Consider the following 24,169-nt stretch of genomic DNA (forward strand, 5'->3'; position numbering starts at 1 on the left):
CCGGGCAAGCACCAATCACTTTCGCCCCTTTGGGGCGAGCATAGTGTCGCGGGTCAGGCCACGCGTTTACGCCTCCAATCCTCCAGTGCCGGGTTAACGTCCGGATGGCCTGCGCTTTCCGCCAAATCAACGTCTGTCCCCGGATCGGCAGCCCCGAATTCATCGCTGCGCATGAATTTCAACGCCCGCAAGTTTTCCAGCACCTGTGGGGTGCGCTGCATCGTGGCGGTGATTTCTCGTTGCATGTCCTGAACCTTGGCCTGATGACGTGCACCGAAATAAAACGACACGATCACCCCAAGCAGCCACCACAACGGTTCCGGCACCAAGGCGATCCCTTGCATCCGCGCCGCGAACCACAACGGATCGACCATCGCGGCGATGAACAAACTCAGCGTCCCCAGCGCCATCGCCGGACGCGGCAACCGATTGAGCCCGTCCATGAACCGATCAAACGCCCCCTTTTGCGGCGCCTGAAATTCCTGACCGAACTGAAGCATTGCCTTTTGCTGCAACGTCAGGCCGCGCTCGGCCCCGTTTTCGGCATTTTCCCGAAATAATTCAGTGGTTTCGCGCACGACGTTGCGCCCGCTGCCAAACAGAAACGTCAAGACGTTCGAGATCAATCCCATCCCGCAACCCTCCTTTGAAAATCTGCATCGCTCAGGTGATAGGTTGGTGAGACAAATTCCTCGGCCCGGCGAATCCACCCGCCTTTACCACCAGCCCGGCTCCGGGCGTATTTGCGGGAAGCGGGTCGGTGATCGGCCAGACGAAAGTAAAAGTTGCGCCGTGCAACCCCATAGGCATCGCGTAAGGCAACCGGATCAGGGTCCGCCGCATTCTCACAGGCCCGCGCAGTTTTCGGCCCAACGACACCGTCCACCGCGATCCCAAACCTCATCTCGCGCAGCAGACGTTGAAGGATCTTGACCGCCTGCTCCCCCGCGTTGACGTACATGTCAAATACAGTTGAGTGCAGAACCTGCGGTAGCAGGCTCAATCGGGGCTGCTCAAAGTAATGCTGTACAAAAATATCGACGGCATGCGATTTGCTGAGCATTCGCACATCGGCACTATTGATTGCCCCATCACCTGACAGATCCAGCCCGAGACGCCGAATGGTGTGAATGGTCACACCGTATTTGGTCGCCCCGCCGGGATCGTCCGGATCATCCACAAACCCGCCTTCACGCGCCACGATTTCAGTTGCAATCTGTCGCACCGTCTGCATCGCACCCTCCGCCTTTGGTCCGACACACGGTTTCTCAAACCTATTAAGTTCGCCCGACGAAACAGGGCGCTGCCCGCCTGTTGCGCGCAACGCCCCGTTTCATCTTTTCCGAAATACTCCCGCCGGAGGCATAAAGCGCTGCTGTGTTCAGCTTTCGTCAGCTTCCTGGTAAACGCCTTGCTCTTTCAGAGCATCCACAACCTCTTTCGGCATGTAGGTTTCATCGTGTTTCGCAAGGATTTCAGTGGCTTCGAAAACACCATTCACATAAGATCCCGTGCCCACCATGCCCTGATTTTCGGCAAACAGATCAGGCAGCACGCCAGTAAACGCCACCGGCACGCTCTCGCCTCCATCAGTCACGACAAAATGCACCGTCTCGCCCTGCCCGCGTATGATCGAGCCTTCCTCGACCAGACCACCGATGCGGAACACTTCGGTCGGTTTCGGCGGCTCGGCGATCACCTGGCTGGGTGAGCGGAAAAAGTTGATACCGTCCTGCAACGCATACCCAATCAACCCCGTGGCCACAACTAGGGCCACGGCGGCCAGCAAAATGACTTGTACACGACGGCGTTTCTTGAGCGTTTTCATTTCGTCCTCACGGGAACAACGGGGCCATCATCAGGCCCGCAGTTTCATCCTCACCTAACATCAGGTTGGCGTTCTGCAAGGCTTGGCCACTGCTACCTTTTGTCAGGTTATCCAATGCGCCAATCACGATGGCGCGACGTTCGATCCGGTCGCCAACAACACCGATATGGCAGAAATTCGAGCCCCGTACATGGTGGGTCGAGGGTGTCTCGCCAAACGGCAACATCTGGATAAACGGTTCATTCTTATAGGCTTTGACCAGTGCTTCATACACACTGGCTGGATCGCCCTTAACATAGGTCGTCGCCAGAATGCCCCGGTTGGCCGGGATCAGGTGCGGCGTGAACTGCACATGCACGGTCCGACCTGCCAAGGCCGAGAACTCCTGATCGAACTCACCCAGATGCCGGTGGGTGCCGCCGACGGCATAGGCATTGTACCCCTCGCTGAGTTCAGCGTGCAGAAGGTTTTCTTTCAGCGACCGACCTGCGCCCGACACGGCGCATTTCAGGTCCAGCACGATATCGTCCAGATCAATCACACCGGCCGTGATCAGTGGCCGCAGCACATACTGACCCGTTGCCGCATTACACCCTGTGCCTGCCACCAGCCGCGCCGCACGAATATCGTCGCGATAGAATTCGGTCAGGCCATAAACAGCCTCTTCTTGCTGTTCCAAGGCCACGTGCGGGTTGCCGTACCACTTTTCGTACTCTTCCGCTTCCCGCAGACGGAAATCCGCAGACAGGTCGATGATTTTCAGGTTTCTCGGCAGGTCGCGAATGACCTCCTGGCTGGTCTTGTGTGGCAACGCGCAGAAACACAGATCGATCTGCGAGAAATCAATCTCACTGATCTTGCACAGGTCCGGCAGGTCCATGTGACGCAAATGCGGAAAGACCTGCGCCATCGACATCCCGGCCTTACGCTCGGCGGCCAGAGCGGTGATTTCCATGTTCGGGTGCTCGGCGATCAGCCGCACCAGTTCGGCGCCGGTATAGCCGGAAGCACCCAGAATTGCGATTTTATGGGTCATGTCAGACCTCTTGTTCCAAAGTGTCACATATCACGACCGCCGATGCGACGGCCTTCGAATAAAGGAGAATGCGGCAAGCCGTCCTTGACCTAAGTCAGGCGGCCTCGAACGTGATTTGTCGTCGGAGGAACTGCGTAGCCCGATCACTGACAAATCCTGGCTTGCCGGTTGTTAGAAAGCCACCTTGGCCCTCACCCTGCATTTTCGGGTGCCGTTGCAGGTAGTCCGCAAGGCTTTCAGCCACCAAAGCACCCTGACTGAACACCTGAACGTCCGGGCCCAAGGCGGCCTGAAAGGTTTCGGCCATCAGCGGATAATGGGTGCAGCCCAGTATCGCGGCCTGAGGTTCCGGCATTTTCCGTTTCAGCGCATCCACATGGCTGCGCACCAACGCTTCGGCCAGAATCATATCGCCGTCTTCGATGGCATCGACAACACCGCCACAGGCCTGTGCTTCGACGTCCACACCAATTGCGCGAAACGCCAGTTCCCGCTGGAAAGCGCGGCTGGAGACCGTCGCAGGCGTGGCAAAAAGCGCCACATGTTTCACGGCAACCTCACGTGGAGGGCTATTGTCACCCCATTGCCGCTCGGTCAGGGCTTCGATCAGCGGCACAAAAACGCCGAGAACGCGTTTGCCATCGGGCACACCCTCTTCCTGCATCCGGCGCAACGCGGCGGCACTGGCGGTGTTGCAAGCCAGAATCACCAGATCACAGCCGCGATTCCACAGGTCGTAAACGGCGCGGCGCGTCAGGTCATAGATATTCTCGGCATCGCGCACGCCATAGGGCGCATGGGCGCTGTCCGCAAAATACAGGAAATCCACGTCCGGCAGACGTTTCTGCGCGGCGTCAAGAACGGTCAGACCGCCCAATCCAGAATCAAAGATGCCTACTGCCATTTGCCCCTTTAGGCGCGATGCCGTTCCTCAAACTCGTAGCCGTAGTCGTAAGACTTCAGCGGCGTTGGGGAAAGCTCATACGTGGCTTTGCGCAAGAAATCCATCATCTTGCGTGTATCCTTGGCCAAAGGGTCTAGAACGTCGCGCCCGATGGGGTCGCCAATGACAACCTTGACCGGCGTATCAACGCGTTTTTTAAACTCTTTTATCAGCAGCCCCATGCGCAAAGTGCTGTGCAAATGGCTGGCGATCTGGAACAGACGCGAGGTGTGACCGTCAAAGAAAACCGGAACGACCGTAGCGTTCGACTTGGCCACCATCCGCGCCGTAAATCCGCGCCAACCCGGGTCCATTGGGTGTGAGAACGGCTTCACCCCTGTGCTTACCGTACCACCCGGGAAAATCCCGATCGCGCCGCCCTCACCCAGATAATTCAGCGCGGTTTTCCGCGTCTCAAGGTTCAGCTTCATTGCCTCTTTGGTCTCGTCAAACGAGATCGGCAGGATGATGCGGTTTATGTCCTCGGCCTTGCGGAACACGCGATGGGCCAAAATTCGGAAATCACCGCGCGTCTCGGACAACATGTGCCCCATTATGAGGCCATCCAAAATGCCGTATGGGTGATTGGCGATCAGGATCAGCGGGCCGGTTTTCGGAATGTTCGACAGACCCCCGCCGACGACATCCAGCGACAGACCATAGCGATCTACCATCACAGACCAGAAATCACGTCCATCGGTCACTTCTTTCTCATAACCATCCGCGCGCTTAATCAGACGCAAACGGCCTGTGGTGTTCTCCATCAGTTTGATCACCATCTTCCCGCCCTTGGTTTCGGCGGAATGGGCATAAGAAATGTCACGAGCGACGTGGCGGCGCGAGGGCATTCGAGTCTCCGAGGTTTGCTGCCTGCAAGATAGGTTTAAGCAACAATTTTGCCTAGGTTTCGTGACAAGACCGTGACGATTTACTCGGCAGCTGCGCGCAGTTCAGGCCCGCCGTCACGGATCACGGCCAGCAGTTCCTCGCGCCGTTTGGCGGCTTTGGTCTCATTGGCACGCAACACCGGCCCGAATCCGCGAATGTCCAGCGGCAGTTGCGCAAGTGCAATAACAGCATCCCGCGTCTGTGGTGTAACAAGCGGCGTTATCTCTTTGATATCCCATTCATATTGCTTGATCAGGCTCCGCTCCGTCCGCCGTTCGGCACTGTAACCGAAGATATCCAGCGGTGTCCCGCGCAGAACTTTCAGTTTGGCCAGAACCTTCATCGGCTTCAGCAACCACTCCCCAAAGGCCCGTTTCTTCGGCCGACCGTCCGATCCGGTGCCACCCAGAATCGGCGGTGCCAGATGAAAGGTCATTTTGAAATCCCCATCAAACTCAGCCGTTGCCTTTTCTCGGCTGTCCAGCATCAACCGGGCAACCTCGTATTCATCCTTATAAGACAGAAGCTTGTGATAGCCTTTCGCCACGGCCTTGCGGATACCTTCATCGTCAAACGCATTGACCAGTTTGAGATACCGCTTGGCCAGACGACCGCTTTGATAGGCAGTCAGGTGCCGCACACGGAAATCGATGATCTGATCCAGAGTTTTCGGCATTTCAGCCTTATTAGGCTCGAGAATCCCAGCAACCTCCTGCGGATGCAGCACGGCCCAGCGACCGATGTCGAACGCGCGTTTGTTGCGCTCGACCGCCGTGCCGTTCAGTTCGATGGCGGACAAGATGGCCTCATGGCTGACCGGCAGCAGACCGCGTTGCCATGCTGCGCCAAAAATCATCATGTTGGAATAGATCGAATCCCCCATCACCGCACGCGCCAGTTCGGTTGCATCGAACAGCGAGACACCTTCTTTCAACCGCGCCTGCAAGGACAATCTGAGCCGATCACCCGGTATGCGAAACTCGGTATCGCGGGTGAAGTCGCCGGTGACCGTTTCATGAGAATTGACGACAGCCCCGGTTTGACCCGCCCGCGTCAATCCCAGCGTCTTCGCCCCTGCGGACACCACCAGATCGCCACCGATCAACGCGTGCGCTTCGCCCGTAGCCACACGAATGGCGCTAATATCCTCGGGGCGGTTGGCCAGACGACAGTTGATATGCACGGCGCCGCCCTTTTGGGCCAGGCCTGCCATCTCCATCATGCCCGCGCCTTTGCCGTCGATCTGTGCGGCCTGGGCCAGAATGGCACCCAAGGTCACAACGCCTGTGCCACCGACCCCGGTGATCACCACGTTATGCGTCCCCTTAATTTCGGGCAGCACGGGTTGGGGCAGATCCGGCAGGTCGATCTCGGTCGTTGCTTCTTTGCGGATTTGCGCGCCTTCTAACGTTACAAACGACGGGCAAAACCCTTTGAGGCAAGAGAAATCCTTGTTGCAGCTGGATTGATCGATGGCCCGTTTCCGGCCCAATTCGGTTTCTTTCGGCACGATCGAGACGCAGTTCGACTGCACCCCGCAGTCACCGCAGCCTTCGCAGATATCGGTGTTGATAAAGACCCTTTTGTCCGGGTCCGGGAATGCGCCTTTTTTGCGCCGCCGCCGCTTCTCGGCCGCGCAGGTCTGGACGTAAACGATGACCGAAACGCCTTCGATCTCGCGGAACTGCTGCTGTACCTGCATCAGTTTGGCGCGTTCGAAGGTACCAACTCCGGCAGGCAGGGCCTTGAAATTCAAGTCTTCTTCTTCGTCATAAACCACCGCGACATGCTGAACGCCCATGGCTTTGACCTCGGCCACGATCCGTTCTGCGGTTAGGCCGCCTTCGTTCTCCTGCCCGCCGGTCATCGCGACGGCATCATTGTAGAGGATCTTGAAGGTGATATTCGTCCCTGCCGCCAAGGCCGCCCGTATCGCCTGAACTCCCGAGTGGTTATAGGTGCCGTCGCCAAGGTTTTGGAACACGTGTTTGGTAGTCGAAAATGGCGCCTCGCCGATCCAGTTCGCGCCCTCACCGCCCATCTGGGTAAAGCCAGTAGTTTCCCGGTCCATCCACTGCACCATGTAATGACAGCCGATACCCGCATAAGCACGACTGCCATCGGGCAACCGGGTTGAGCTGTTATGCGGGCAACCGGAACAGAAATACGGCAGGCGTGTCGCGATTTCTTCGGCATTGTCGGCACGGCGGGCTTCAGAAAGCCTGGCAAGCCCGGCACGGACACCGTCGGTATCGCGACCTTCTTCAATCAGAATTCCGCCCAGTTTCTCGGCGATCATGATCGGGTCTAGTGCGCCACACGTCGGGAACAACTCCTCGCGATGCAGGGTCCCGGCCCCGCCTTTGTACCAGCCATAGACGCGACGACCGCGGCGATCGTCAAAGATGGCCTCTTTGACCTGCACCTCAATCAGTTTTCGTTTTTCTTCAACGATAACAATCAGGTCTAGCCCTTCGGCCCAATAATGGAACCCGGCCATGTCCAGCGGGAAGGTCTGACCAATCTTGTAGGTGGTGATGCCCAAACGCTCGGCTTCACCCTCGTTGATGTTCAAAAGAGACATCGCGTGTGTCAGGTCCAACCAGTTCTTGCCCGCCGCAACAAAGCCGATCTTGGCCCCTGGCTTGCCCCAGACCCGCCGGTCCATCTTGTTGACGCGCGCGAATGTCTCTGCCGCGAAGCGCTTGAAATCGATGACCCGCCCTTCCTGCAGGTGCGGCGTGTCGCCCAGACGGATGTTCAGTCCACCTTCGGGCATGTCGAACTCGGGCACGACCAAATTCATCCGGTCGGCGCTGCCATCTACGACCGAAGTCACCTCGATCGTGTCTTTCATAGTCTTCAGCCCGACCCAAAGCCCTGAGAACCGGCTGAGCGCGAACCCATAAACGCCGTAATCCAGAACCTCCTGAACCCCCGCCGGGCTGACAATGGGCATGTACATGTCAACCAGAGACCACTCGGACTGGTGCAAAACGGTCGAGCTCTCGCCAGTATGGTCGTCACCCATTGCCATCAGCACACCGCCGTGTTCGGCGGTGCCCGCCATGTTGGCATGGCGCATTACATCGCCGGACCTGTCCACGCCCGGCCCTTTGCCGTACCAGAGGCCGAACACACCGTCGAACCGCCCGTCCCCGCGCAGCCCCGCTTGTTGACTGCCCCACAGGGCTGTCGCGGCCAGATCTTCATTCAGGCCATATTGGAAGGTGACGTCGCTTTCGGCGAGTTGTTTCCGGGCTCGCATCATCTGTTGGTCCACGGCACCCAATGGAGAACCGCGGTACCCAGTCACGAGACCTGCAGTGTTTAACCCTGCCTGCGTGTCCCGCGCCTTTTGGATCAGCATCAGGCGTACCAGCGCTTGTGTGCCGTTCAAAAGGATAGGGTTCTTTTCCAGATCGAACCGGTCATTCAGCGATATTTGTGGCTGACTCATCAGACGCCTCCCCTCGTCAGATCAGTGTGCTACATTTTCACCCATTTTAGGTCATAATTTCTGACCCGTATAGAGTTTATCCGCTGAAGCCAAAGGATTTCAGCCTTTGAATGTGGAAGTTGTTACCTATTTCATATAGGCGTTCCGAAAGATAACGAAAGTTGCGGCGATGGATTGGGACAAGCTTAGGATATTTCACGCAGTGGCGGATGCAGGCAGCCTAACTCATGCGGGTGACAAACTGAACCTGTCGCAATCGGCCGTCAGCCGCCAGATCAGGGCACTGGAAGAGTCGCTTGATTCCACTCTGTTTCACCGCCACGCGCGCGGGTTGATCTTGACCGAACAAGGTGAGTTGCTGTTCGATGCAACCTCAGCCATGTCCAAACGTCTTGACGCCGCTGCCGCGCGCATCCGCGACAGCGAAGAAGAAGTCTTTGGCGTTTTGCGTGTAACAACCACTTTCGGCTTCGGTACGCTGTGGCTGGCCCCGCGCCTGCCGAAACTTTACGACCAATACCCCGACCTCAACATAGACTTGATGTTGGAAGAACGCGTTCTGGACCTTCCCATGCGCGAGGCCGACGTGGCCATTCGGATGAAGGAACCCAGCCAAGCTGATCTGGTCCGCAAGCGACTGATGACAGTACAGATGATGCTGTACGCCACTCAGGAGTATATCGAAACACACGGAGGGATGCTGGGTTCTTTGGACGAGATCAAAGATCACCGGCTTATCTGTCAAACGCCTTCGGCCCCGCAGGTCGGGGCCAGCGCATCAATGGTACGGCACCTGATGACGTATAATCCCGGCTCGCTGCTGACTGTGAACAACTATTTTGGCGTTTTACAGGGTGTGCTGCACAATCTTGGCATCGGCGTTTTGCCGGACTACGTCACGCAGGATTTTCCGCATCTGGTGCCGGTTCTGTCCGATATCGAAACCGCTGACGTTCCCGTCTACCTCGCCTACCCCGAGGAGTTGCGCCATTCCAAGCGCGTCGCGGCATTCCGCGACTTCGTTCAGGACGAGATCATCGCCCAACGCAAACAGTTGAAGCAGATGGGAAAACTCTAGCTATGCACACTCGGCATAGCGGACATGTTCGGCAATCAGTCTGAAACATCTTGATCGTTCACAAACTGATCCCTAAATGAGCACTCGAAGGCGGTGATGCTGAAACGCTCATCATCTTCATACCTCCCTGTTGGACTACGGCCGAGCTTAGTGCTCGGCCTTTTTTTTGCTTTTGGGCCACGTATGCAGCTCCGGTTGGCAAAACATCTGGGAAACTCGGGTACTTAGACCTATGATCACGAAAAAATCACGACGACTTGTGTTCGAGGACAGATTCGATGTTTCAACCCCTTCGCCTATTGTTGGCGATAATTTCCGTTATTTTCTTTACTGGGCCTGTTCTGGCACAGGAAAACGGCGCAACCAGTTCCGCTAGCACCGTTAGCATTCCCGATGATTTGACGCCTGAGCAGGTGGACGATCTGGTCGCGCGCATGTCTGACGATCAGGTCCGTGCCATCCTGTTGGAACGTCTGGATGCGGTCGCCGAACAAAAAGCCGCCGAAGCTGAGGACCGGGAAGATCCGATTAAAGAAATAAACGCGATCTGGGCCGCGATGGTGGCCTCATGGACGCATGTAATTGTCACCATACCCAATCTTTTCAGCGCTCAGGCACATGCAGTCGACAATTTTGTTGGCACCTTTGGGACAAACGGTGCTTTCGTTCTGATGGGATTAGTTCTGAGTGTACTGATCGTCGGGTTCGTCGCAGAAAAGCTGTTCGGTTTTCTTACTCGCAAGTGGCATAGACCTCCCGCAGCCGAAGACGAGAATGATCTTTGGGGTGCCGTTCGGTACCTCTTCGGCCGGTTTTGCCGTGAAATAGCAGGCTTGGTTGTATTCTATGTGGTGATACGTGCTGTCGGACGAGGCCTTTTGAGCCCGGAACAGTTAACCTACGCCGCGCCCTTCGTTTTCTACCTGATCTGGATTCCCCGTCTTGGAGCGGCCGCATCGCGGTTCATTTTAGCTCCGAACCAGCCGCATTATCGGCTTGTCAATATTGACGACCATTGGGCCAAGTACCTGCACCGCAATCTGATCGGTCTTTTGATCCTGATCGGGCTGACGCTGTTTATCCTGCATTTCAACAGGCTGAACGGCGTCACGGGAGGCGAAACGCGCATTGGATTCTGGCTCAATGCAGGGATTCATATCTATATCGGCGTTATTGCCTGGAAGGCGCGTGAAGGTCTGTCGCAGATGATGCTGGGCACCGACCCAGACCGCACCAAATTCGACGAGGAAGTAGCACATTACTACCCCTATTTTGCGATCGGCGTCTCAGCCGTGATCTGGCTTCTGGTTGAATTCCTTGCAGCGCATCGCGATCCCATGATCCGCAACCTGCTTTTGAAAGGCGCGCATTTCACAACCATGTTCTGGCTGCTGATTGCGCCAGCGTTGGATACCCTGATCCGCGGCTTGGTGCGCCATCTGCAGCCACCGATGATGGGCGAAGGCCCAGTGGCCGAGCGGGCGTATAAATCCACGAAACGCAGCTATATCCGTATTGGTCGGGTTCTGGCTGGGATATTGGTCATCCTAATGATTGCGAGGGCATGGGACCTGGACCTCCAGGAAATCGCGGGTGGCGGTGATGAATCCGGCAGCAAGCTGATCCAGTTCTTCATCATCATTGCCGTCGGCTACATCCTGAACGAGGTCGTCTCGCTCTGGATCAACCGTCGCCTGGCCAAGGAACAAACCGCCTCCGAACAAAGCCCTGATGAAGAGGCTGGCGAAGGTGGTGGTTCTGGCGGGTCGCGTCTGGCGACAGTTCTGCCCCTTCTGCGTGTGACCGCACAGGCCGCCATTGCGGTGATCTTTGTCCTGCTCGCTTTGGGTGCGCTGGGGATCAACATCACGCCGCTTCTTGCGGGTGCCGGTGTTCTGGGGCTGGCCATCGGCTTTGGTGCCCAGAAACTGGTGGCCGATATCGTCGGCGGCATCTTCTTCCTTGTCGATGATGCCTTCCGTGTCGGCGAATATGTCGATGTGGGCGGCACCACTGGTACGGTCGAGAAAATCTCGATCCGCTCAATGCAGTTGCGCCACCATCGCGGCCCCGTTCACACCATTCCTTACGGTGAGATTCAGAAGCTGACCAATTACAGCCGCGACTGGGTCATCATGAAACTGAAATTCACCGTGCCCTTCGACACCGACCCCAACAAGGTAAAGAAGATCTTCAAGAAGATCGGTGCCGAGATGATGGAGGACGAGACCCACAAGGACGGTTTCCTGCAGCCCTTCAAGTCTCAGGGTGTGTTCGACTTTGACGATGTGGGCATGATCATTCGTGGTAAATTCATGGCCAAGCCGGGCAAGCAGTTCACGCTGCGCAAGGAAATCTTCAACCGGGTCAAAGCCGCGTTCAAGGAAAACGGCATCGACTTTGCCCGCCGCGAGGTGCGCGTTGCGATCCCCGGTCTGGATGACGCCGATCACCTGACCGAGGAACAAAAGGCCGCCATCGGCGCTGCAGCCGGAGAGGCCGCCAACCAGCAAGCCGAACAACAGGCGCAGAAACCCGGCTCGGCACACGGCGCGCCGGAATAATCCGGAACCCTTTGAAATCCAGAATGGCCGTCCTGCTGACCCAGCCGGGCGGCCATTTATTAACCCGCAGACCGCGTCAAACTATGCCTTGCGGGTCTTAACCCTTTCCACGGGCGCGCCCTTGCCCTAAAAGGCGCGCAATCTCGGCCCACTTGGACACAGGACAGAAGATGCAAGAGCCCGCAATCACACCCGATCTGATCGCCGCACATGGGCTCAAGCCCGACGAATTCGACATGATCCTTGAGATCATCGGGCGTGAGCCGACATTCACCGAACTGGGCATCTTTTCGGCCATGTGGAACGAGCACTGTTCTTACAAATCCTCCAAAAAGTGGCTGCGCACCCTGCCCACCTCGGGTCCCCAGGTAATCTGCGGACCGGGTGAGAACGCGGGCGTGGTTGATATCGGCGACGGTCAGGCCGTGGTTTTCAAGATGGAAAGCCACAATCACCCGTCCTACATCGAACCCTATCAGGGCGCGGCAACCGGTGTTGGTGGCATCCTGCGTGACGTCTTCACCATGGGTGCACGTCCTATTGCCTCGATGAACGCTCTGTCCTTTGGCGAACCCGGCCACCACAAGACCCGTCGACTGGTCAACGGCGTGGTCGAAGGCATCGGCGGCTATGGCAACTGCTTTGGCGTTCCCTGCGTCGGCGGCGAAGTCCGCTTCCACCCGGCCTATAACGGCAACTGTCTTGTGAACGCATTCGCCGCCGGTCTGGCCGACAGCGACAAGATTTTCTACTCGGCAGCCTCGGGCGTGGGTATGCCCGTCGTCTATCTGGGTGCCAAAACCGGGCGTGACGGTGTTGGCGGTGCAACCATGGCATCGGCCGAGTTCGACGACACGATCGAAGAAAAACGCCCAACCGTTCAGGTCGGCGACCCCTTCACCGAAAAGCGCCTGATGGAGGCCACGCTAGAGTTGATGCAGACTGGCGCCGTGATCTCGATTCAGGATATGGGTGCCGCTGGCCTGACCTGTTCCGCTGTTGAGATGGGCGACAAAGGTGGTCTGGGCGTGCGTCTGGATCTGGAGAACGTTCCTCAGCGCGAAGAGAACATGACCGCATATGAAATGATGCTGTCCGAGTCTCAGGAACGCATGCTGATGGTTCTGAAGCCTGAATTGGAGGCTGAAGCCCGCGCCGTGTTCGAGAAATGGGACCTCGACTTCGCCATTGTTGGCGAGACCATCGCCGAAGACCGCTTCCTGATCGTCCATAATGGTGAGGTCAAAGCCGATCTGGTCCTGTCGAAACTATCCTCGACCGCGCCGGAATATGACCGCCCGTGGGTTGCGACGCCCGAAGCCGAAGAGCTTTCAGAAGTGCCTCAGATCGACCCGATCGACGGCCTTCGCGCCCTGCTCACCTCCCCCAACTATGCGGGCAAGCAGTGGGTGTATGAACAATATGACACCATGGTCATGGCCGATACTTCTCGCACGCCCGGACTGGGTGCTGGCATGGTCCGCGTCCACGGCACCGATAAGGCGCTTGCTTTCACCAGCGACGTGACCCCGCGCTATGTGCGCGCCAACCCTGTTGAAGGCGGCAAGCAGGCCGTAGCCGAAGCCTATCGGAACCTGACCGCCGTAGGTGCCAAACCGCTGGCGACCACCGACAACCTGAACTTCGGCAACCCGGAGAAGCCCGAGATCATGGGCCAGTTCGTTGGCGCCATTCAGGGTATTGGTGAGGCCGTCGCCGCACTGGATATGCCAATCGTCTCGGGCAACGTCTCGCTGTATAACGAGACCGATGGTCAGGCGATCCTGCCGACCCCTACAATTGGCGCGGTTGGTCTGCTGTCCCACACCGATGAGATCATCGGAAACGAAGTCCGTGAGGGTCACGTGGCTCTGGTCATCGGCGAAACCAACGGCCATCTGGGTCAATCCGCTTTGCTGGCCGAGGTCTTCAACCGCGAAGACGGCGACGCGCCGCATGTCGATCTGGACGCCGAAAAACGCAACGGTGACTTCATCCGCGCCAATCGCGAGATGATCAAAGCCTGCACCGACTTGGGCGATGGCGGCCTGGCACTGGCAGCCTTCGAACTGGCCGAGGCCGCAGGCGTGGGTGTCCACCTCGACGATGCCTCGACCGAGTTCCTGTTCGGCGAAGATCAGGCCCGCTATCTGGTCGCCTGTAACTTCGATCAGGCCGAGGCGCTGATGATTGCAGCCGGTCAAGCCGGCGTTCCGCTGGTTTCTGTTGGTCGCTTTACAGGTGACAGCGTACGCATCGGCAACACCGAGGCCGCGCTTGAGGACCTGACCGCCACCTTCCGCAGCAGCTTTGCCGAGGCCGTGGCCTGACTATTGATCACGATTTGATCGCAAAACCTGCGTCCTGATGGGTGCGGGTTTTGTCGTTTTCAGCCCCCCTTCACACCCTTGCGCGCCCCGCCTTGGCGCTCTACATCTTGGGAAAGACCTTCAGGAGTAACCTACATGCCGATGAGCGCCCACGAAATCGAACACCTGCTGCGCGAAGCCTTTCCGGATGCGGAAATTCAGGTCGGCGGGCATGACGGCGTACACATGTCCGCCATGGTAGTGGACGAGAGCTTTCGAGGGAAAAACCGGGTTCAACAGCAACGCGCGGTCTATGCGGCGCTGAAGGGCAAGATGGACGGCCCGGACGGAGAGCTGCACGCGCTGGCGTTGACAACAAAAGTGCCTGAATGAGCACAGCTTTTTGGGCATACTCGATTTGGGGCGTTGTGCTGTTTGCCATCATCGGCGTGTACATGGTGGCGATTTTCAGACGTAGCAAATCAAATCGAAAGCCGGTTACCCGGACTCCCAAAGGTGCGCCTCCCAGCCAAAACGCTACACTGGTTGCTTCAAGCTTTAACGGCCTTAATGGGGATCAAGGACAAGCTGGACTAATTCCAAGAGACCCTCATGAATACGCCGAAGCCATGGCTCCGAAAAAATGAATGGCTGGCTGTTCTGGATAGGCGCAATAGCAACATTGGTTGTTGCCGCAGCCCTGATCGAAGCCTATGTGAAGCGGAACAGGAAACGTAACCTCGCCGACATGCGTCCGGACCCGGACAAGATCAGCAAGGTTGGTGGCATCGAAAGATACGGGCTGGACCCACTGGCCCTGGCGCAAGCCGAACACCGACGGTTGGAGGAAGAAGGATGGACCTCTGACCCGTCACAGAAGGAAACGACCACCGCGGATGCGGGTGAAGAGGACAAGCAAGATGAGCGACGTTAAAACTCAGATCGACGAAACCGTCAAAGCCAACGATGTGGTGCTGTACATGAAAGGCACCAAGGAAATGCCGCAATGTGGGTTCTCGTCCCGCGTGGCCGGTGTTCTGAACTACATGGGTGTGAACTACACCGATGTGAACGTTCTGGCCGATGAAGAGGTACGTCAGGGCATCAAGGACTATTCTGACTGGCCGACCGTGCCGCAGCTTTTCGTTAAAGGTGAGTTCGTCGGCGGTTGCGACATCATCACCGAGATGACCCTGTCGGGCGAGCTGGATACTCTGTTTGACGACAATGGCGTCGGTTATAACAAAGAAGCTGCAGACAAGATCCGCGAAGCGAACGCCTGATCAGCGGCTGCTGCAGTTTTGTAGAACGATTTGCTCGCTGGCGGCATCCGAACCTGCCGCCAGATAGCCCACGGTGGCGTCCCAGCCTTTGGAACGTAAGATGTACGTCCCTGCCCCTCCTGACGATTCGTAGCGAATGCCTGATCCGCTTTCGGTCTGCTGCAAGGTGACCAGTTGATTGTCCACGACCATCGCCGCTGCGCTAGAGCCGTCCGGAGCGTTGAAATAGGCAACTTCCAAAGGAACTCCGTTATCGCAGGTAAATGTGACCGGCAGAATGTCGATCTCAGCCCAAGCCAAACCGGCTGGCAGCGTCATGATTGCGGCACAGGTTAGGGTTCTGACAGCGCTCATTCGGAAGACCTTTCTTCGATCACAGAGGCCAGAGCTTCTGCCCGCGCGGCCAATTCCGCCAGGGTATCCGTCACCGAAGGCGGCACAACGGCCACCTCAATGCGCTCTGGCTCTGGTGGCGGCATGTTTCTAAGCGCGTGTAACTCTGCTTCGACAGAGGCCAGCTTAGCTTCGAGCGCCATGATTTTTTCTTCCGTCCCGGCTGTTTTATCCGCCAACATCAAACCGGCCATCAAAAGCATCCGCGATTCAGGCATGCGGCCGATCTGATCAGACAGAACCTGTGCTTCGTCATCCAGCATCTTGGCTGCGGAATGCAGAAAAGCCTCTTCGCCTTCCTGACAAGAGACGTCAAAGCCGCGTCCACCGATTTGAATGGTAACTTCGGGCATTATTCCACCTCTCCTTCCGCCAGTTTCGCTTGCGACAACAGCGGTTCAAGTCTGGCCAAAACTGCGTGTGCCTCGGCCGCATCCGTTGCCTGCGCGGCGCGCGTCGCCTCAAGCTCGGCCACTGTGGCGCGATTGAGCAGATCAGCGTCGGGAAGGCCATCTTCGGCCGCAGCGCGTAGTTCGTCCACCGATTGGCGCAGTTGCTCGTTCGCTTTGCGCATCCGCTGCAAATCATCATCCAGCCGTGACATTGCTGCCCCGTGACTGGCGCGTTCTGCACGCAGCATGTCCAACTCAGTGCTCAATTCGGACACGCGCTCGCTATCGGCCAGCTCCGATCTAAGGCGTTGGTTTTCTGCCTCAACGGCCTGCGCAGCACTGACCGCCGCCGCCAGTTGAGCATTTTCAGCTTTGAGCGCTTCAAGCTCATCCTGATTTTCCAGCGCCGCCTTGGCCGCCGCCAATTCCGCACGGGCGGCCTCGACCGAGGCCAGCTTTGCGGTCGCCGCTGCCAGCTGTTCGCGCAACGCTCCATTTTCGGGATCTTCAACCGGCGCCGTCCGCAGGCTTTCCATGTCGGCGCGCATAGCGTCGACTTCCCGTTCGTGACGTTCCTTCAGTGTTTTCAGACGTTCTTCCAACTGCGCATTGGCGACGCGTTCGTCATCCAGTGCCGCACGCAGGGTATCATCCGCACCCACGCCCACCGAGGCCACATCCCTCAGCGCCTCAACTCCGGTTCCGATCCGATCCATCGCGGCAATGATACGGCGCTGTAGTTCTTCGATCTGGCTCATGCCCCTGCCACCTCTTAACCAAGGTTCCTTGCTTCTCAGTTGTGTCCGAATCAACATCAACCGTGTCTTGGCCTAGTCTAACCCAACGCGGTGGAAAATACCCACTGTTTGCTTTCAACAACTTGGGCCGGGTTCTTGAACCATACAAAAGTCAGAAAACCCGGTTCCGCTTGCACTTTGGGGGGTGGATGGTATTGAGCGCCCATCTGCCTGTAATCCAAAGGAACAACGCCCGTGGACCTGACTGCGCTGCGCAATGCAAACCCCGAACACTGGGACAAAGCTGCGGCCATCCGCACCCTGACCCTTGACGCCGTCGCCGCCGCCAATTCCGGCCATTCCGGTATGCCGATGGGCATGGCCGATGTTGCGACCGTGCTGTTCGAAAAGCACCTGAAATTCGACGCCTCGGCCCCAAGCTGGCCCGACCGTGACCGGTTCATCCTGTCGGCGGGACATGGCTCGATGCTGATCTACTCACTGCTGTATCTCACGGGTCATTCGGACGTCACGCTGGACGAGATCAAGAACTTCCGCCAGCTGGGCGCGAAGACTGCAGGCCATCCTGAAAACTTCCTTGTCGACGGGATCGAGACCACAACCGGCCCGCTGGGTCAGGGCATCTCGAACGCTGTGGGCTTTGCCATGGCCGAGGAAATCCAGCGCGCGCATTATGGCAAGAAGGTCGTGGACCACTACACCTATGTGATCGCGGGCGACGGGTGCCTTATGGAAGGCGTCAGCCAAGAGGCTATTACTCTGGCCGGTCGTCACGAGTTGAGCAAGCTGATCGTCTTCTGGGACAACAACAACATCACCATCGACGGCACCGTGGATATGGCTGACCGCACCGATCAGGTGCGCCGTTTCGCGGCCTCGGGCTGGCATGTGATCGAGATCGACGGTCATGACCCACAGGCAATCGACGCTGCCATCGTTCAGGCGAAGAAGTCGAACAAGCCGACCATGATCGCATGTGAAAGCCACATCGCTCTGGGTCACGCTGCGCAGGACACTTCAAAAGGTCACGGCGCGCTGACTGATCAGGATCAGCTGAAGGCCGCGAAAGACGGTTACGGTTGGCCGCATGACGCGTTCGAAGTCCCGGCTAATGTGAAATCCGCATGGGAAGCCATCGGTGCCCGCGGTGCTGCCGAGCGTGCCGAATGGGAAGAGCGTTTCGCGCAGCTGTCCGAGCGTAAGCAGGCCGAGTTCAACCGCGCCTATGCGTTCGAAGCGCCGAAGAAACTGGCCGGCGCCATCCGTTCGTTCAAGAAACAGATGTCGGAAGACCAGCCGAAACTGGCCACCCGCGCTTCGTCCGAGAAGGTTCTGAACGTTGTGAACCCGATCATGACCGAGACCGTTGGCGGCTCGGCCGACCTGACCGGTTCGAACAACACCAAATCGGCCGATATGGGCGTGTTCCTGCCGGAAAACCGCAAGGGCCGCTATATCCACTACGGTATCCGTGAACACGGCATGGCCGCTGCGATGAACGGCATGGCGCTGCATGGCGGCATTCGCCCCTATGGCGGCACCTTCATGGCTTTCACCGACTATGCCCGCCCGTCCATGCGTCTGGCCGCGCTGATGAAAGTGCCGTCGGTCTTCGTGATGACCCATGACTCGATCGGTCTGGGCGAAGATGGCCCGACCCACCAGCCGGTCGAGCATCTGGCTATTTCGCGCGCGACGCCGAACACCTATGTGTTCCGCCCCGCCGACACGGTTGAAACCGCCGAAGCCTGGGAATTGGCGCTGACCTTCAAAGAAAGCCCCTCGGTCCTGTCGCTGACCCGTCAGGGCGTGGCAACAGTGCGGAAAGACCACAAAACCAAGAACCTGGTTGCACAGGGAGCCTACGTTCTGGCCGAAGCCGAGGGCAAGCGTCAGGCCATCCTGATCGCCACCGGCTCCGAGGTTTCGCTGGCGATGGAAGCCAAGGCGATGCTCGAGGCTGATGGCATCGGAACCCGCGTCGTCTCGATGCCCTGCATGGAGCTGTTCGCTGAGCAGGACGAAGCCTACCGCAAACGCGTTCTGCCCGCTGGTGCGGTTCGTGTCGGCATCGAGGCTGCCGTCCGCGCCGGAGGTTGGGACCGCTGGCTGCTGGGCGAGCGTGGCCGCGAAGCCAAAGCCGGTTTCATCGGCATGTCGGGCTTTGGTGCGTCTGCGCCTGCAGGTGAACTGTACAAGCACTTCGGCATCACCGCCGAGGCGACCGTGGCCAAGGTCAAGGAACTGCTGGGTTAAATCTGCTCAGAGAAGAACAACAAAAGGCGACCCATCCGGTCGCCTTTTTTCATGTTGGTGACGTCACGGATTGGTGAGCTGTTGTGAAGGCCATCATCCTACACCCTGCCCCTACCCCGGCTAAGTCAGGTGCATTCTGTCAGGAACAGGGAGCACAGACATGTTACGCAAAACGGCTATTCTTCTCACAACGTTCGTCGCGGCATCTTCTGCCGCAGCTGGTTCGTTTGCATCCAAGGAAGAAATCCAAAACGCAATGAGCGACCACACTTACCAAGGTGGCATGTTGTCGGGCGCGTTCACTGAGTTTTACGCCGCAGACGGCACCATCAAAGGCGACGGGTACACTGGCGTTTGGAAAGCCACCGATAACGGGATGTGCTTTCAATACGGCACCGATCCTGAGAACTGCTGGGATCTCAAAATCGATGGCGCAGCTGTGACCCTGTACAAAGACGGAAAAGTGGACGGCGCAGGTGTCGTCGTCAAAGGCAACCCGAACGAATACTGACATGTGCTGCCCCGTGGCGAAAAACGCCACGGGAAAAACTCAGTGCTTCTTCAACAGTTTCGTTGCCAGGGGGATCAAAACCATGCCCCAAGCCAGACCAAACACTCCGTCCATGGTCGCTTTGGCGATCCATTCGACGGCACCTTCGTACTGCGCTGACACCATGTGTCCGACAGCATAGGCCCAATCGTGGATGTGATGGCCCAGCCAACCAAAGCCCAGAACCTCCATCCCGTGGATGACAATCGACCCGCCGACCCACAGCATTGCGGCAGTCCCGACAATCGACAGAGTCTTCATCACGCCCGGCATCGCTTTGACCAAACCGCGCCCTAGTCCGCGGCCAATGGGTGTCGGAGCATTTTGAGCCAGATAAAGGCCCACATCATCCATTTTCACGATAAGCGCGACCGAGCCATAAACGGCAACCGTCACACCAATCCCCACAACAGCCAGCGTCGCGGCCTGCATCCACAGGTTCGGGGCCTCGATTGCAGCCAGCGCAATGGTCATAATCTCAGCAGACAGGATGAAATCAGTCTTGATTGCACCTTTGACCTTCTGCTCCTCAAGATGACCGGGGTCGCGCACGTTCATGTCTTCGTCGATGGCGTGGCTGCCATGCGGGAACAGGACGTGGAAAATCTTCTCGGCCCCTTCGAAACATAAATACGACCCACCCAACATCAGCAAAGGCGTGATCAGCCACGGCGCGAAATTGGCCAGCAACAAAGCCACCGGCAGCAACAGCACGATCTTGTTGAAAATCGACCCGCGCGCAATACGCCAGATGATCGGCAACTCGCGCGCTGGCGCAAAGCCCTGAACGTATTTCGGAGTGACCGCCGCATCGTCGATGATCACGCCGGCCGTCTTGGCGCCAGCCTTGCCCGCCGCCGCAACCACGTCGTCCACCGATGACGCCGCAACCTTGGCTATTCCAGCCACATCATCCAAAAGGGCCAACAGACCGCTCATCGCGCATCCTTTCCAGTATCCTGCCGCAACCGGACCCTACCCGATCCCTCAGCTAGCGCAAGCGTTAGCGCAATCTCATGAGGTTTGCGCTAACACCTTAAAAATATGCCGCTTTTAGTCTTTTGAGATTCAAGTTTCACCGCTATATGGCCTGCAAAGCAAGCGCATTTGGAGACGTCATATGACCATCAAGGTCGGTATCAATGGTTTTGGCCGCATCGGCCGCTGCACCCTGTCGCACATCGCCGCGTCAGGCCGTAACGACATCGAAGTGATCAAGGTTAACGCGACCGGCCCGCTGGAAACAACCGCGCATCTGCTGAAATACGACAGTGTACATGGCCGTTTCCCCCGTGACATCGCTATCAATGGCAACACCATGGATCTGGGCCGTGGCCCGATGGAGATGTTTTCGACCTACGACATGAACGAGCTGGACTGGGAAGGCTGCGACGTCGTTCTGGAATGCACCGGAAAATTCAATGACGGTCTGAAAGCCAAAACTCACCTGGAGCGTGGCGCCAGCAAAGTTCTGCTGTCCGCACCGGGTAAGAATGTCGACAAAACCATCGTGTTCGGAGTGAACCACAACACTCTGACTGCAAACGACAATATGGTTTCGAACGGATCCTGCACCACGAACTGCCTTGCTCCGCTTGCCAAGGTTCTGGACGAAGGTCTGGGCATCGAAAACGGCATCATGACCACGATCCACGCCTATACCGGTGACCAGCCGACACTGGACCGTCGTCACAGCGACCTGTACCGCGCTCGCGCTGCAGCAATGTCGATGATCCCGACTTCGACAGGTGCCGCCAAAGCCCTGGGTGAGGTTCTGCCGAACCTCAAAGGCCGTCTGGACGGCTCGGCGATCCGCGTTCCCACCCCGAACGTCTCGGCTGTTGACCTCACCTTCCGCTCCTCGCGCGAAGTGACCGTCGAAGAGGTTAACGAGATCGTCCGCGAAGCCGCACAAGGCCCGATGCAGCGCGTTCTCGGCTATGAGCCCGCGCCGCTGGTTTCGACCGATTTCAACCACACCGAAGAAAGCTCGATCTTCGCACCGGATCAAACCCGCGTTGTGGATGGCCGACTGGTTCGCGTTCTGGCCTGGTATGACAACGAATGGGGCTTCTCGGTTCGTATGGCCGATGTCGCAGTTGCCATGGGTCGCCTTAACTAAGACCGGTTTGAAATCTTGAACCTTTTTGCCCGCTCAGGTTATCTGGGCGGGCATTTTCGTTTGGGGCCAACATGACCAACCAAATCGCTTTCTGGCTCGGCCTCTTGATCCTTGGTGCGATCATTATCGACTATGCCATTTTTGGCCCCGAGCATTTGCTGTTTCTCGGAAAAAAGCTCTACGACTTTCTTGATTGGCTCGCTTTCTGGCGCTGACAGAGGTTTTTCTTGACATTTTCGTTTTTCCCGCGATGTTAGCGCTAACTCAATCAACCCGATATTCGAACGGAGCAGAAAATGACACTCAAGCTGGCAATCAACGGATTCGGGCGGATCGGACGCGGCGTTCTGCGCGCGGTGATGGAGACCGGGCGCACGGATGTGGAAATTGTTGCGATCAACGATCTGGCGAAACCCGAAATGAACGCGCATCTGTTTGAGTTTGACAGCGTGCATGGTCGTTACCCCAACACAGTCACGTTGTCCGAAGCAGGCCTGGACGTTGGTGCCGGTCCCATCCGTCTGACCAGCGAGCGTGACCCCGAGGCGCTGAACTGGTCGGATGTCGACGTGGTTTTGGAGTGCACCGGCGTGTTCCGCACACGCGAAGCTGCCGAACGTCATCTGAAAAACGGTTCGAAAAAAGTGCTGATCTCGGCGCCTGCGCGCGGTGATGGCGCGGTTAAAACGGTTGTGTTTGGCGTAAACGAGCACGAACTGACCGCCGAGGACACGGTGGTATCGAACGCTTCGTGCACCACGAACTGCCTGTCTCCGGTGGCCGCTGCGCTGGACGCTGGACTGGGCATCCTGCATGGCAACATGACCACCGTTCACGCCTATACCGCCAGCCAGCCGGTCCACGATACCGCTGGCAAGGACCCTTACCTGTCACGCGCCGCGGCTTTGTCGATGATCCCGACCACAACTGGCGCAGCCGCTGCCGTTGGGCTGGTTCTGCCACAACTGGCGGGGAAACTGACCGGTCAAGCGATCCGCGTCCCTACGCCCAACGTTTCCGTCGTTGATCTGGTGGCCGAGGTCTCACGCCCTACCTCCGAAGAAGAGGTCAATGCGCTGTTCGTCGAAGCTGCTGCCAAAATCCCCGGCGTTCTGGCCGCAGAAAGCCGCCCGCTGGTGTCAATGGATTTCAACCACGACGCCCACAGCTCAACCGTGTCGCTCGCGGAAACCAAAGTCACCGACGGCACGCTGGTGCGCGTGCTAGCGTGGTACGACAATGAATGGGGATTCTCTAACCGGATGCTGGACACAGCAGCCGCTATGGGCGCCCTAGCCTAACCTTTCACGCAGGGCGTCATTAACCCGGGGCGTGACGAATTTCGACACGTCCCCGTTCAGCCGCGCGATCTCTTTCACCAGTTTCGATGCGATGGCCTGATGCCGCGCCTCGGCCATCAGGAACACGGTCTCGATTGAGTTGTCCAGCGCGCGGTTCATGCCAACCATCTGGAATTCATACTCGAAATCCGCCACAGCCCGCAACCCTCGCACGATGATCTGAGCACCCACGTCGCGGGCGCAATCGATCAGCAGGTTTTCAAACGGATGTGCGACAATCTCGGTCCCAGTCTGTTCGGACAGATGCGCACATTCTGCCTCAATCATGGCAACGCGCTCTTCCAGAGTGAACATCGGCCCTTTGTCCCGATTGATGGCGACGCCGATCACCAACTTGTCCACCAGCGCCGAGGCACGGCGGATAATGTCAATATGGCCCAAAGTGATCGGGTCAAAGGTACCAGGATATAATGCAACCCGCATTACGCCCTCCTGCGCAAAAAAATTTCTGCGCAAGCAAACATAAACTTGATGCAGGTGCAAGCGATCTGTTCGGAGTTCCGGGCCGTCAGTGGCCCATAATCATGCCTTGCAACGCATCTTTTTCCATCGCCAATTCCGCTAGCTGCGCCTTAACCACGTCGCCAAGCGTCACGATTCCGACCAGCTTGCCTTCTTCAACCACCGGCATGTGGCGAAAGCGGCCTTCGGTCATGCTGGCCATGATATCCTGAACAGTGGCCTGCCGCGTCGTCGTAATCAGGTCTTGAGTCATATAAGAACTGACTGGTTGGTTCAGGCACCCGCTCCCGCTTGCGGCCAGTTCCCGGACGATATCGCGTTCGGACAAAATTCCGGCTGCGGTCTGCCCACCATCCTCTGACACAACAACGGTACCGATACGTTTTTCAGCAAGAATCTTCGAAGCTTCTGAGACTGTCGCCGAAGGTTCGACCGTCACCACGCCTTCTGTTGCCTTGGATTTCAGAATGGCCTGTACGAGCATGA

25 protein-coding genes are annotated in these 24,169 nt (G+C 57.7%); 12 read left to right on the plus strand and 13 right to left on the minus strand.

Annotated features, from left to right (window positions below; all coding sequences use genetic code 11):
* Positions 1 to 53 precede the first annotated feature (53 nt).
* The 7 genes from ACR0ER_RS00760 to ACR0ER_RS00790 all read right to left on the minus strand — a co-directional run bounded on the left by ACR0ER_RS00760 (position 54) and on the right by ACR0ER_RS00790 (position 8,155).
* Positions 54 to 632, minus strand: a complete 579-nt coding sequence (locus tag ACR0ER_RS00760; RefSeq protein ID WP_480767294.1) for a holin family protein — start codon at positions 630 to 632, stop codon at positions 54 to 56.
* On the minus strand, positions 623 to 1,234 hold the full coding sequence (locus tag ACR0ER_RS00765) for a holin-associated N-acetylmuramidase (protein WP_480767295.1): 612 nt from the start codon (positions 1,232 to 1,234) through the stop codon (positions 623 to 625). Before ACR0ER_RS00765 ends, ACR0ER_RS00760 begins: the two co-directional genes overlap by 10 nt.
* A gap of 147 nt (positions 1,235 to 1,381) precedes the next feature.
* Positions 1,382 to 1,828, minus strand: coding sequence for a cytochrome c maturation protein CcmE (gene ccmE / locus ACR0ER_RS00770; RefSeq protein ID WP_480767296.1), 447 nt, complete (start codon positions 1,826 to 1,828; stop codon positions 1,382 to 1,384).
* A gap of 7 nt (positions 1,829 to 1,835) precedes the next feature.
* On the minus strand, positions 1,836 to 2,864 hold the full coding sequence (gene argC / locus ACR0ER_RS00775) for an N-acetyl-gamma-glutamyl-phosphate reductase (RefSeq protein ID WP_480767297.1): 1,029 nt from the start codon (positions 2,862 to 2,864) through the stop codon (positions 1,836 to 1,838).
* 94 nt (positions 2,865 to 2,958) lie between these two features.
* Entirely contained in the window at positions 2,959 to 3,768 is an 810-nt protein-coding gene (locus ACR0ER_RS00780) for a glutamate racemase (RefSeq protein WP_480767298.1), read from the minus strand.
* Between the two features lie 8 nt (positions 3,769 to 3,776).
* A complete protein-coding gene (locus ACR0ER_RS00785) occupies positions 3,777 to 4,655 on the minus strand; it encodes a lysophospholipid acyltransferase family protein (protein WP_480767299.1) in 879 nt (292 codons plus the stop codon).
* A gap of 80 nt (positions 4,656 to 4,735) precedes the next feature.
* Positions 4,736 to 8,155, minus strand: coding sequence for an indolepyruvate ferredoxin oxidoreductase family protein (locus ACR0ER_RS00790; RefSeq protein WP_480767300.1), 3,420 nt, complete (start codon positions 8,153 to 8,155; stop codon positions 4,736 to 4,738).
* Positions 8,156 to 8,324: 169 nt separating this feature from the next.
* On the opposite strand from ACR0ER_RS00790, the gene ACR0ER_RS00795 reads away from it, so the two are divergent.
* The 7 genes from ACR0ER_RS00795 to grxD all read left to right on the plus strand — a co-directional run bounded on the left by ACR0ER_RS00795 (position 8,325) and on the right by grxD (position 15,389).
* Complete coding sequence (locus ACR0ER_RS00795; protein ID WP_170329990.1) at positions 8,325 to 9,233, plus strand: LysR family transcriptional regulator; 909 nt, start codon at positions 8,325 to 8,327, stop codon at positions 9,231 to 9,233.
* 278 nt (positions 9,234 to 9,511) lie between these two features.
* Positions 9,512 to 11,797, plus strand: coding sequence for a mechanosensitive ion channel family protein (locus ACR0ER_RS00800; protein ID WP_480767301.1), 2,286 nt, complete (start codon positions 9,512 to 9,514; stop codon positions 11,795 to 11,797).
* Positions 11,798 to 11,967: 170 nt separating this feature from the next.
* Positions 11,968 to 14,127: a phosphoribosylformylglycinamidine synthase subunit PurL gene (purL, locus tag ACR0ER_RS00805; RefSeq protein WP_480767302.1), complete on the plus strand. Its 2,160-nt coding sequence runs from the start codon at positions 11,968 to 11,970 to the stop codon at positions 14,125 to 14,127.
* A gap of 135 nt (positions 14,128 to 14,262) precedes the next feature.
* Positions 14,263 to 14,499, plus strand: coding sequence for a BolA/IbaG family iron-sulfur metabolism protein (locus ACR0ER_RS00810; RefSeq protein WP_155147029.1), 237 nt, complete (start codon positions 14,263 to 14,265; stop codon positions 14,497 to 14,499).
* Positions 14,496 to 14,753 (plus strand): hypothetical protein, encoded by a 258-nt coding sequence (locus tag ACR0ER_RS00815; RefSeq protein ID WP_480767303.1) that lies wholly within the window; start codon positions 14,496 to 14,498, stop codon positions 14,751 to 14,753. The genes ACR0ER_RS00810 and ACR0ER_RS00815 overlap by 4 nt, the downstream gene beginning before the upstream one ends.
* Complete coding sequence (locus ACR0ER_RS00820; RefSeq protein WP_480767304.1) at positions 14,750 to 15,040, plus strand: hypothetical protein; 291 nt, start codon at positions 14,750 to 14,752, stop codon at positions 15,038 to 15,040. The genes ACR0ER_RS00815 and ACR0ER_RS00820 overlap by 4 nt, the downstream gene beginning before the upstream one ends.
* Positions 15,027 to 15,389 (plus strand): Grx4 family monothiol glutaredoxin, encoded by a 363-nt coding sequence (gene grxD, locus ACR0ER_RS00825; protein WP_480767305.1) that lies wholly within the window; start codon positions 15,027 to 15,029, stop codon positions 15,387 to 15,389. The genes ACR0ER_RS00820 and grxD overlap by 14 nt, the downstream gene beginning before the upstream one ends.
* Here grxD and ACR0ER_RS00830 read toward each other — a convergent pair whose 3' ends face one another.
* The 3 genes from ACR0ER_RS00830 to ACR0ER_RS00840 are packed head-to-tail and all read right to left on the minus strand — an operon-like array spanning position 15,390 to position 16,932.
* Complete coding sequence (locus ACR0ER_RS00830; protein ID WP_480767306.1) at positions 15,390 to 15,743, minus strand: MliC family protein; 354 nt, start codon at positions 15,741 to 15,743, stop codon at positions 15,390 to 15,392.
* Positions 15,740 to 16,135, minus strand: coding sequence for a cell division protein ZapA (locus ACR0ER_RS00835; RefSeq protein WP_170329983.1), 396 nt, complete (start codon positions 16,133 to 16,135; stop codon positions 15,740 to 15,742). Before ACR0ER_RS00835 ends, ACR0ER_RS00830 begins: the two co-directional genes overlap by 4 nt.
* The gene (locus tag ACR0ER_RS00840) at positions 16,135 to 16,932 is read right to left on the minus strand and encodes a hypothetical protein (RefSeq protein ID WP_480767307.1); all 798 of its coding nucleotides are present in this window, start codon (positions 16,930 to 16,932) and stop codon (positions 16,135 to 16,137) included. The genes ACR0ER_RS00835 and ACR0ER_RS00840 overlap by 1 nt, the downstream gene beginning before the upstream one ends.
* 234 nt (positions 16,933 to 17,166) lie before the next feature.
* Between ACR0ER_RS00840 and tkt the strand changes: the two genes are divergently transcribed.
* The gene (gene tkt, locus ACR0ER_RS00845; protein WP_480767308.1) at positions 17,167 to 19,188 is read left to right on the plus strand and encodes a transketolase; all 2,022 of its coding nucleotides are present in this window, start codon (positions 17,167 to 17,169) and stop codon (positions 19,186 to 19,188) included.
* 160 nt (positions 19,189 to 19,348) lie between these two features.
* Positions 19,349 to 19,699: a hypothetical protein gene (locus tag ACR0ER_RS00850; protein WP_480767309.1), complete on the plus strand. Its 351-nt coding sequence runs from the start codon at positions 19,349 to 19,351 to the stop codon at positions 19,697 to 19,699.
* A gap of 39 nt (positions 19,700 to 19,738) precedes the next feature.
* Here ACR0ER_RS00850 and ACR0ER_RS00855 read toward each other — a convergent pair whose 3' ends face one another.
* Complete coding sequence (locus ACR0ER_RS00855) at positions 19,739 to 20,677, minus strand: DUF808 domain-containing protein (RefSeq protein WP_480767310.1); 939 nt, start codon at positions 20,675 to 20,677, stop codon at positions 19,739 to 19,741.
* A 181-nt stretch (positions 20,678 to 20,858) separates the two neighbouring features.
* Here ACR0ER_RS00855 and gap (ACR0ER_RS00860) point away from each other — a divergent pair, with 181 nt between their 5' ends.
* From gap (ACR0ER_RS00860) to gap (ACR0ER_RS00870), 3 genes are all read left to right on the plus strand, one after another.
* Positions 20,859 to 21,860 carry a type I glyceraldehyde-3-phosphate dehydrogenase gene (gene gap, locus ACR0ER_RS00860; protein ID WP_480767311.1) on the plus strand — a complete coding sequence of 334 codons (1,002 nt, stop codon included), beginning with the start codon at positions 20,859 to 20,861 and terminating at the stop codon, positions 21,858 to 21,860.
* 71 nt (positions 21,861 to 21,931) lie between these two features.
* On the plus strand, positions 21,932 to 22,075 hold the full coding sequence (locus ACR0ER_RS00865; RefSeq protein WP_480767312.1) for a hypothetical protein: 144 nt from the start codon (positions 21,932 to 21,934) through the stop codon (positions 22,073 to 22,075).
* Positions 22,076 to 22,156: 81 nt separating this feature from the next.
* Entirely contained in the window at positions 22,157 to 23,161 is a 1,005-nt protein-coding gene (gene gap, locus ACR0ER_RS00870) for a type I glyceraldehyde-3-phosphate dehydrogenase (RefSeq protein ID WP_480767313.1), read from the plus strand.
* Here the strand turns inward: gap (ACR0ER_RS00870) and coaD are convergent.
* Together coaD and ACR0ER_RS00880 are read right to left on the minus strand one after the other, a co-directional pair.
* Entirely contained in the window at positions 23,153 to 23,644 is a 492-nt protein-coding gene (coaD, locus tag ACR0ER_RS00875; RefSeq protein WP_170329975.1) for a pantetheine-phosphate adenylyltransferase, read from the minus strand. The genes gap (ACR0ER_RS00870) and coaD overlap by 9 nt on opposite strands.
* An 85-nt stretch (positions 23,645 to 23,729) precedes the next feature.
* Complete coding sequence (locus ACR0ER_RS00880) at positions 23,730 to 24,167, minus strand: CBS domain-containing protein (protein WP_480767314.1); 438 nt, start codon at positions 24,165 to 24,167, stop codon at positions 23,730 to 23,732.
* Between the last annotated feature and the right edge of the window lie 2 nt (positions 24,168 to 24,169).

It is taken from the genome of Ruegeria sp. CH8 (assembly GCF_056536985.1).

What these genes read in the sequence shown, in the direction of transcription:
- ACR0ER_RS00815 (WP_480767303.1), top strand. Translation starts at nt 14,496, where the DNA reads ATGAGCACAGCTTTTTGGGCATACTCGATTTGGGGCGTTGTGCTGTTT.
- ACR0ER_RS00785 (WP_480767299.1), bottom strand. Translation starts at nt 4,655, where the DNA reads ATGCCCTCGCGCCGCCACGTCGCTCGTGACATTTCTTATGCCCATTCC.
- ACR0ER_RS00855 (WP_480767310.1), bottom strand. Translation starts at nt 20,677, where the DNA reads ATGAGCGGTCTGTTGGCCCTTTTGGATGATGTGGCTGGAATAGCCAAG.
- ACR0ER_RS00810 (WP_155147029.1), top strand. Translation starts at nt 14,263, where the DNA reads ATGCCGATGAGCGCCCACGAAATCGAACACCTGCTGCGCGAAGCCTTT.
- grxD (WP_480767305.1), top strand. Translation starts at nt 15,027, where the DNA reads ATGAGCGACGTTAAAACTCAGATCGACGAAACCGTCAAAGCCAACGAT.
- purL (WP_480767302.1), top strand. Translation starts at nt 11,968, where the DNA reads ATGCAAGAGCCCGCAATCACACCCGATCTGATCGCCGCACATGGGCTC.
- ACR0ER_RS00830 (WP_480767306.1), bottom strand. Translation starts at nt 15,743, where the DNA reads ATGAGCGCTGTCAGAACCCTAACCTGTGCCGCAATCATGACGCTGCCA.
- ACR0ER_RS00780 (WP_480767298.1), bottom strand. Translation starts at nt 3,768, where the DNA reads ATGGCAGTAGGCATCTTTGATTCTGGATTGGGCGGTCTGACCGTTCTT.
- ACR0ER_RS00760 (WP_480767294.1), bottom strand. Translation starts at nt 632, where the DNA reads ATGGGATTGATCTCGAACGTCTTGACGTTTCTGTTTGGCAGCGGGCGC.
- ACR0ER_RS00765 (WP_480767295.1), bottom strand. Translation starts at nt 1,234, where the DNA reads ATGCAGACGGTGCGACAGATTGCAACTGAAATCGTGGCGCGTGAAGGC.
- coaD (WP_170329975.1), bottom strand. Translation starts at nt 23,644, where the DNA reads ATGCGGGTTGCATTATATCCTGGTACCTTTGACCCGATCACTTTGGGC.
- ACR0ER_RS00820 (WP_480767304.1), top strand. Translation starts at nt 14,750, where the DNA reads ATGAATGGCTGGCTGTTCTGGATAGGCGCAATAGCAACATTGGTTGTT.
- ACR0ER_RS00835 (WP_170329983.1), bottom strand. Translation starts at nt 16,135, where the DNA reads ATGCCCGAAGTTACCATTCAAATCGGTGGACGCGGCTTTGACGTCTCT.
- gap (WP_480767311.1), top strand. Translation starts at nt 20,859, where the DNA reads ATGACCATCAAGGTCGGTATCAATGGTTTTGGCCGCATCGGCCGCTGC.
- ACR0ER_RS00865 (WP_480767312.1), top strand. Translation starts at nt 21,932, where the DNA reads ATGACCAACCAAATCGCTTTCTGGCTCGGCCTCTTGATCCTTGGTGCG.
- ccmE (WP_480767296.1), bottom strand. Translation starts at nt 1,828, where the DNA reads ATGAAAACGCTCAAGAAACGCCGTCGTGTACAAGTCATTTTGCTGGCC.
- ACR0ER_RS00840 (WP_480767307.1), bottom strand. Translation starts at nt 16,932, where the DNA reads ATGAGCCAGATCGAAGAACTACAGCGCCGTATCATTGCCGCGATGGAT.
- ACR0ER_RS00850 (WP_480767309.1), top strand. Translation starts at nt 19,349, where the DNA reads ATGTTACGCAAAACGGCTATTCTTCTCACAACGTTCGTCGCGGCATCT.
- ACR0ER_RS00880 (WP_480767314.1), bottom strand. Translation starts at nt 24,167, where the DNA reads ATGCTCGTACAGGCCATTCTGAAATCCAAGGCAACAGAAGGCGTGGTG.
- ACR0ER_RS00795 (WP_170329990.1), top strand. Translation starts at nt 8,325, where the DNA reads ATGGATTGGGACAAGCTTAGGATATTTCACGCAGTGGCGGATGCAGGC.
- argC (WP_480767297.1), bottom strand. Translation starts at nt 2,864, where the DNA reads ATGACCCATAAAATCGCAATTCTGGGTGCTTCCGGCTATACCGGCGCC.
- ACR0ER_RS00790 (WP_480767300.1), bottom strand. Translation starts at nt 8,155, where the DNA reads ATGAGTCAGCCACAAATATCGCTGAATGACCGGTTCGATCTGGAAAAG.
- gap (WP_480767313.1), top strand. Translation starts at nt 22,157, where the DNA reads ATGACACTCAAGCTGGCAATCAACGGATTCGGGCGGATCGGACGCGGC.
- ACR0ER_RS00800 (WP_480767301.1), top strand. Translation starts at nt 9,512, where the DNA reads ATGTTTCAACCCCTTCGCCTATTGTTGGCGATAATTTCCGTTATTTTC.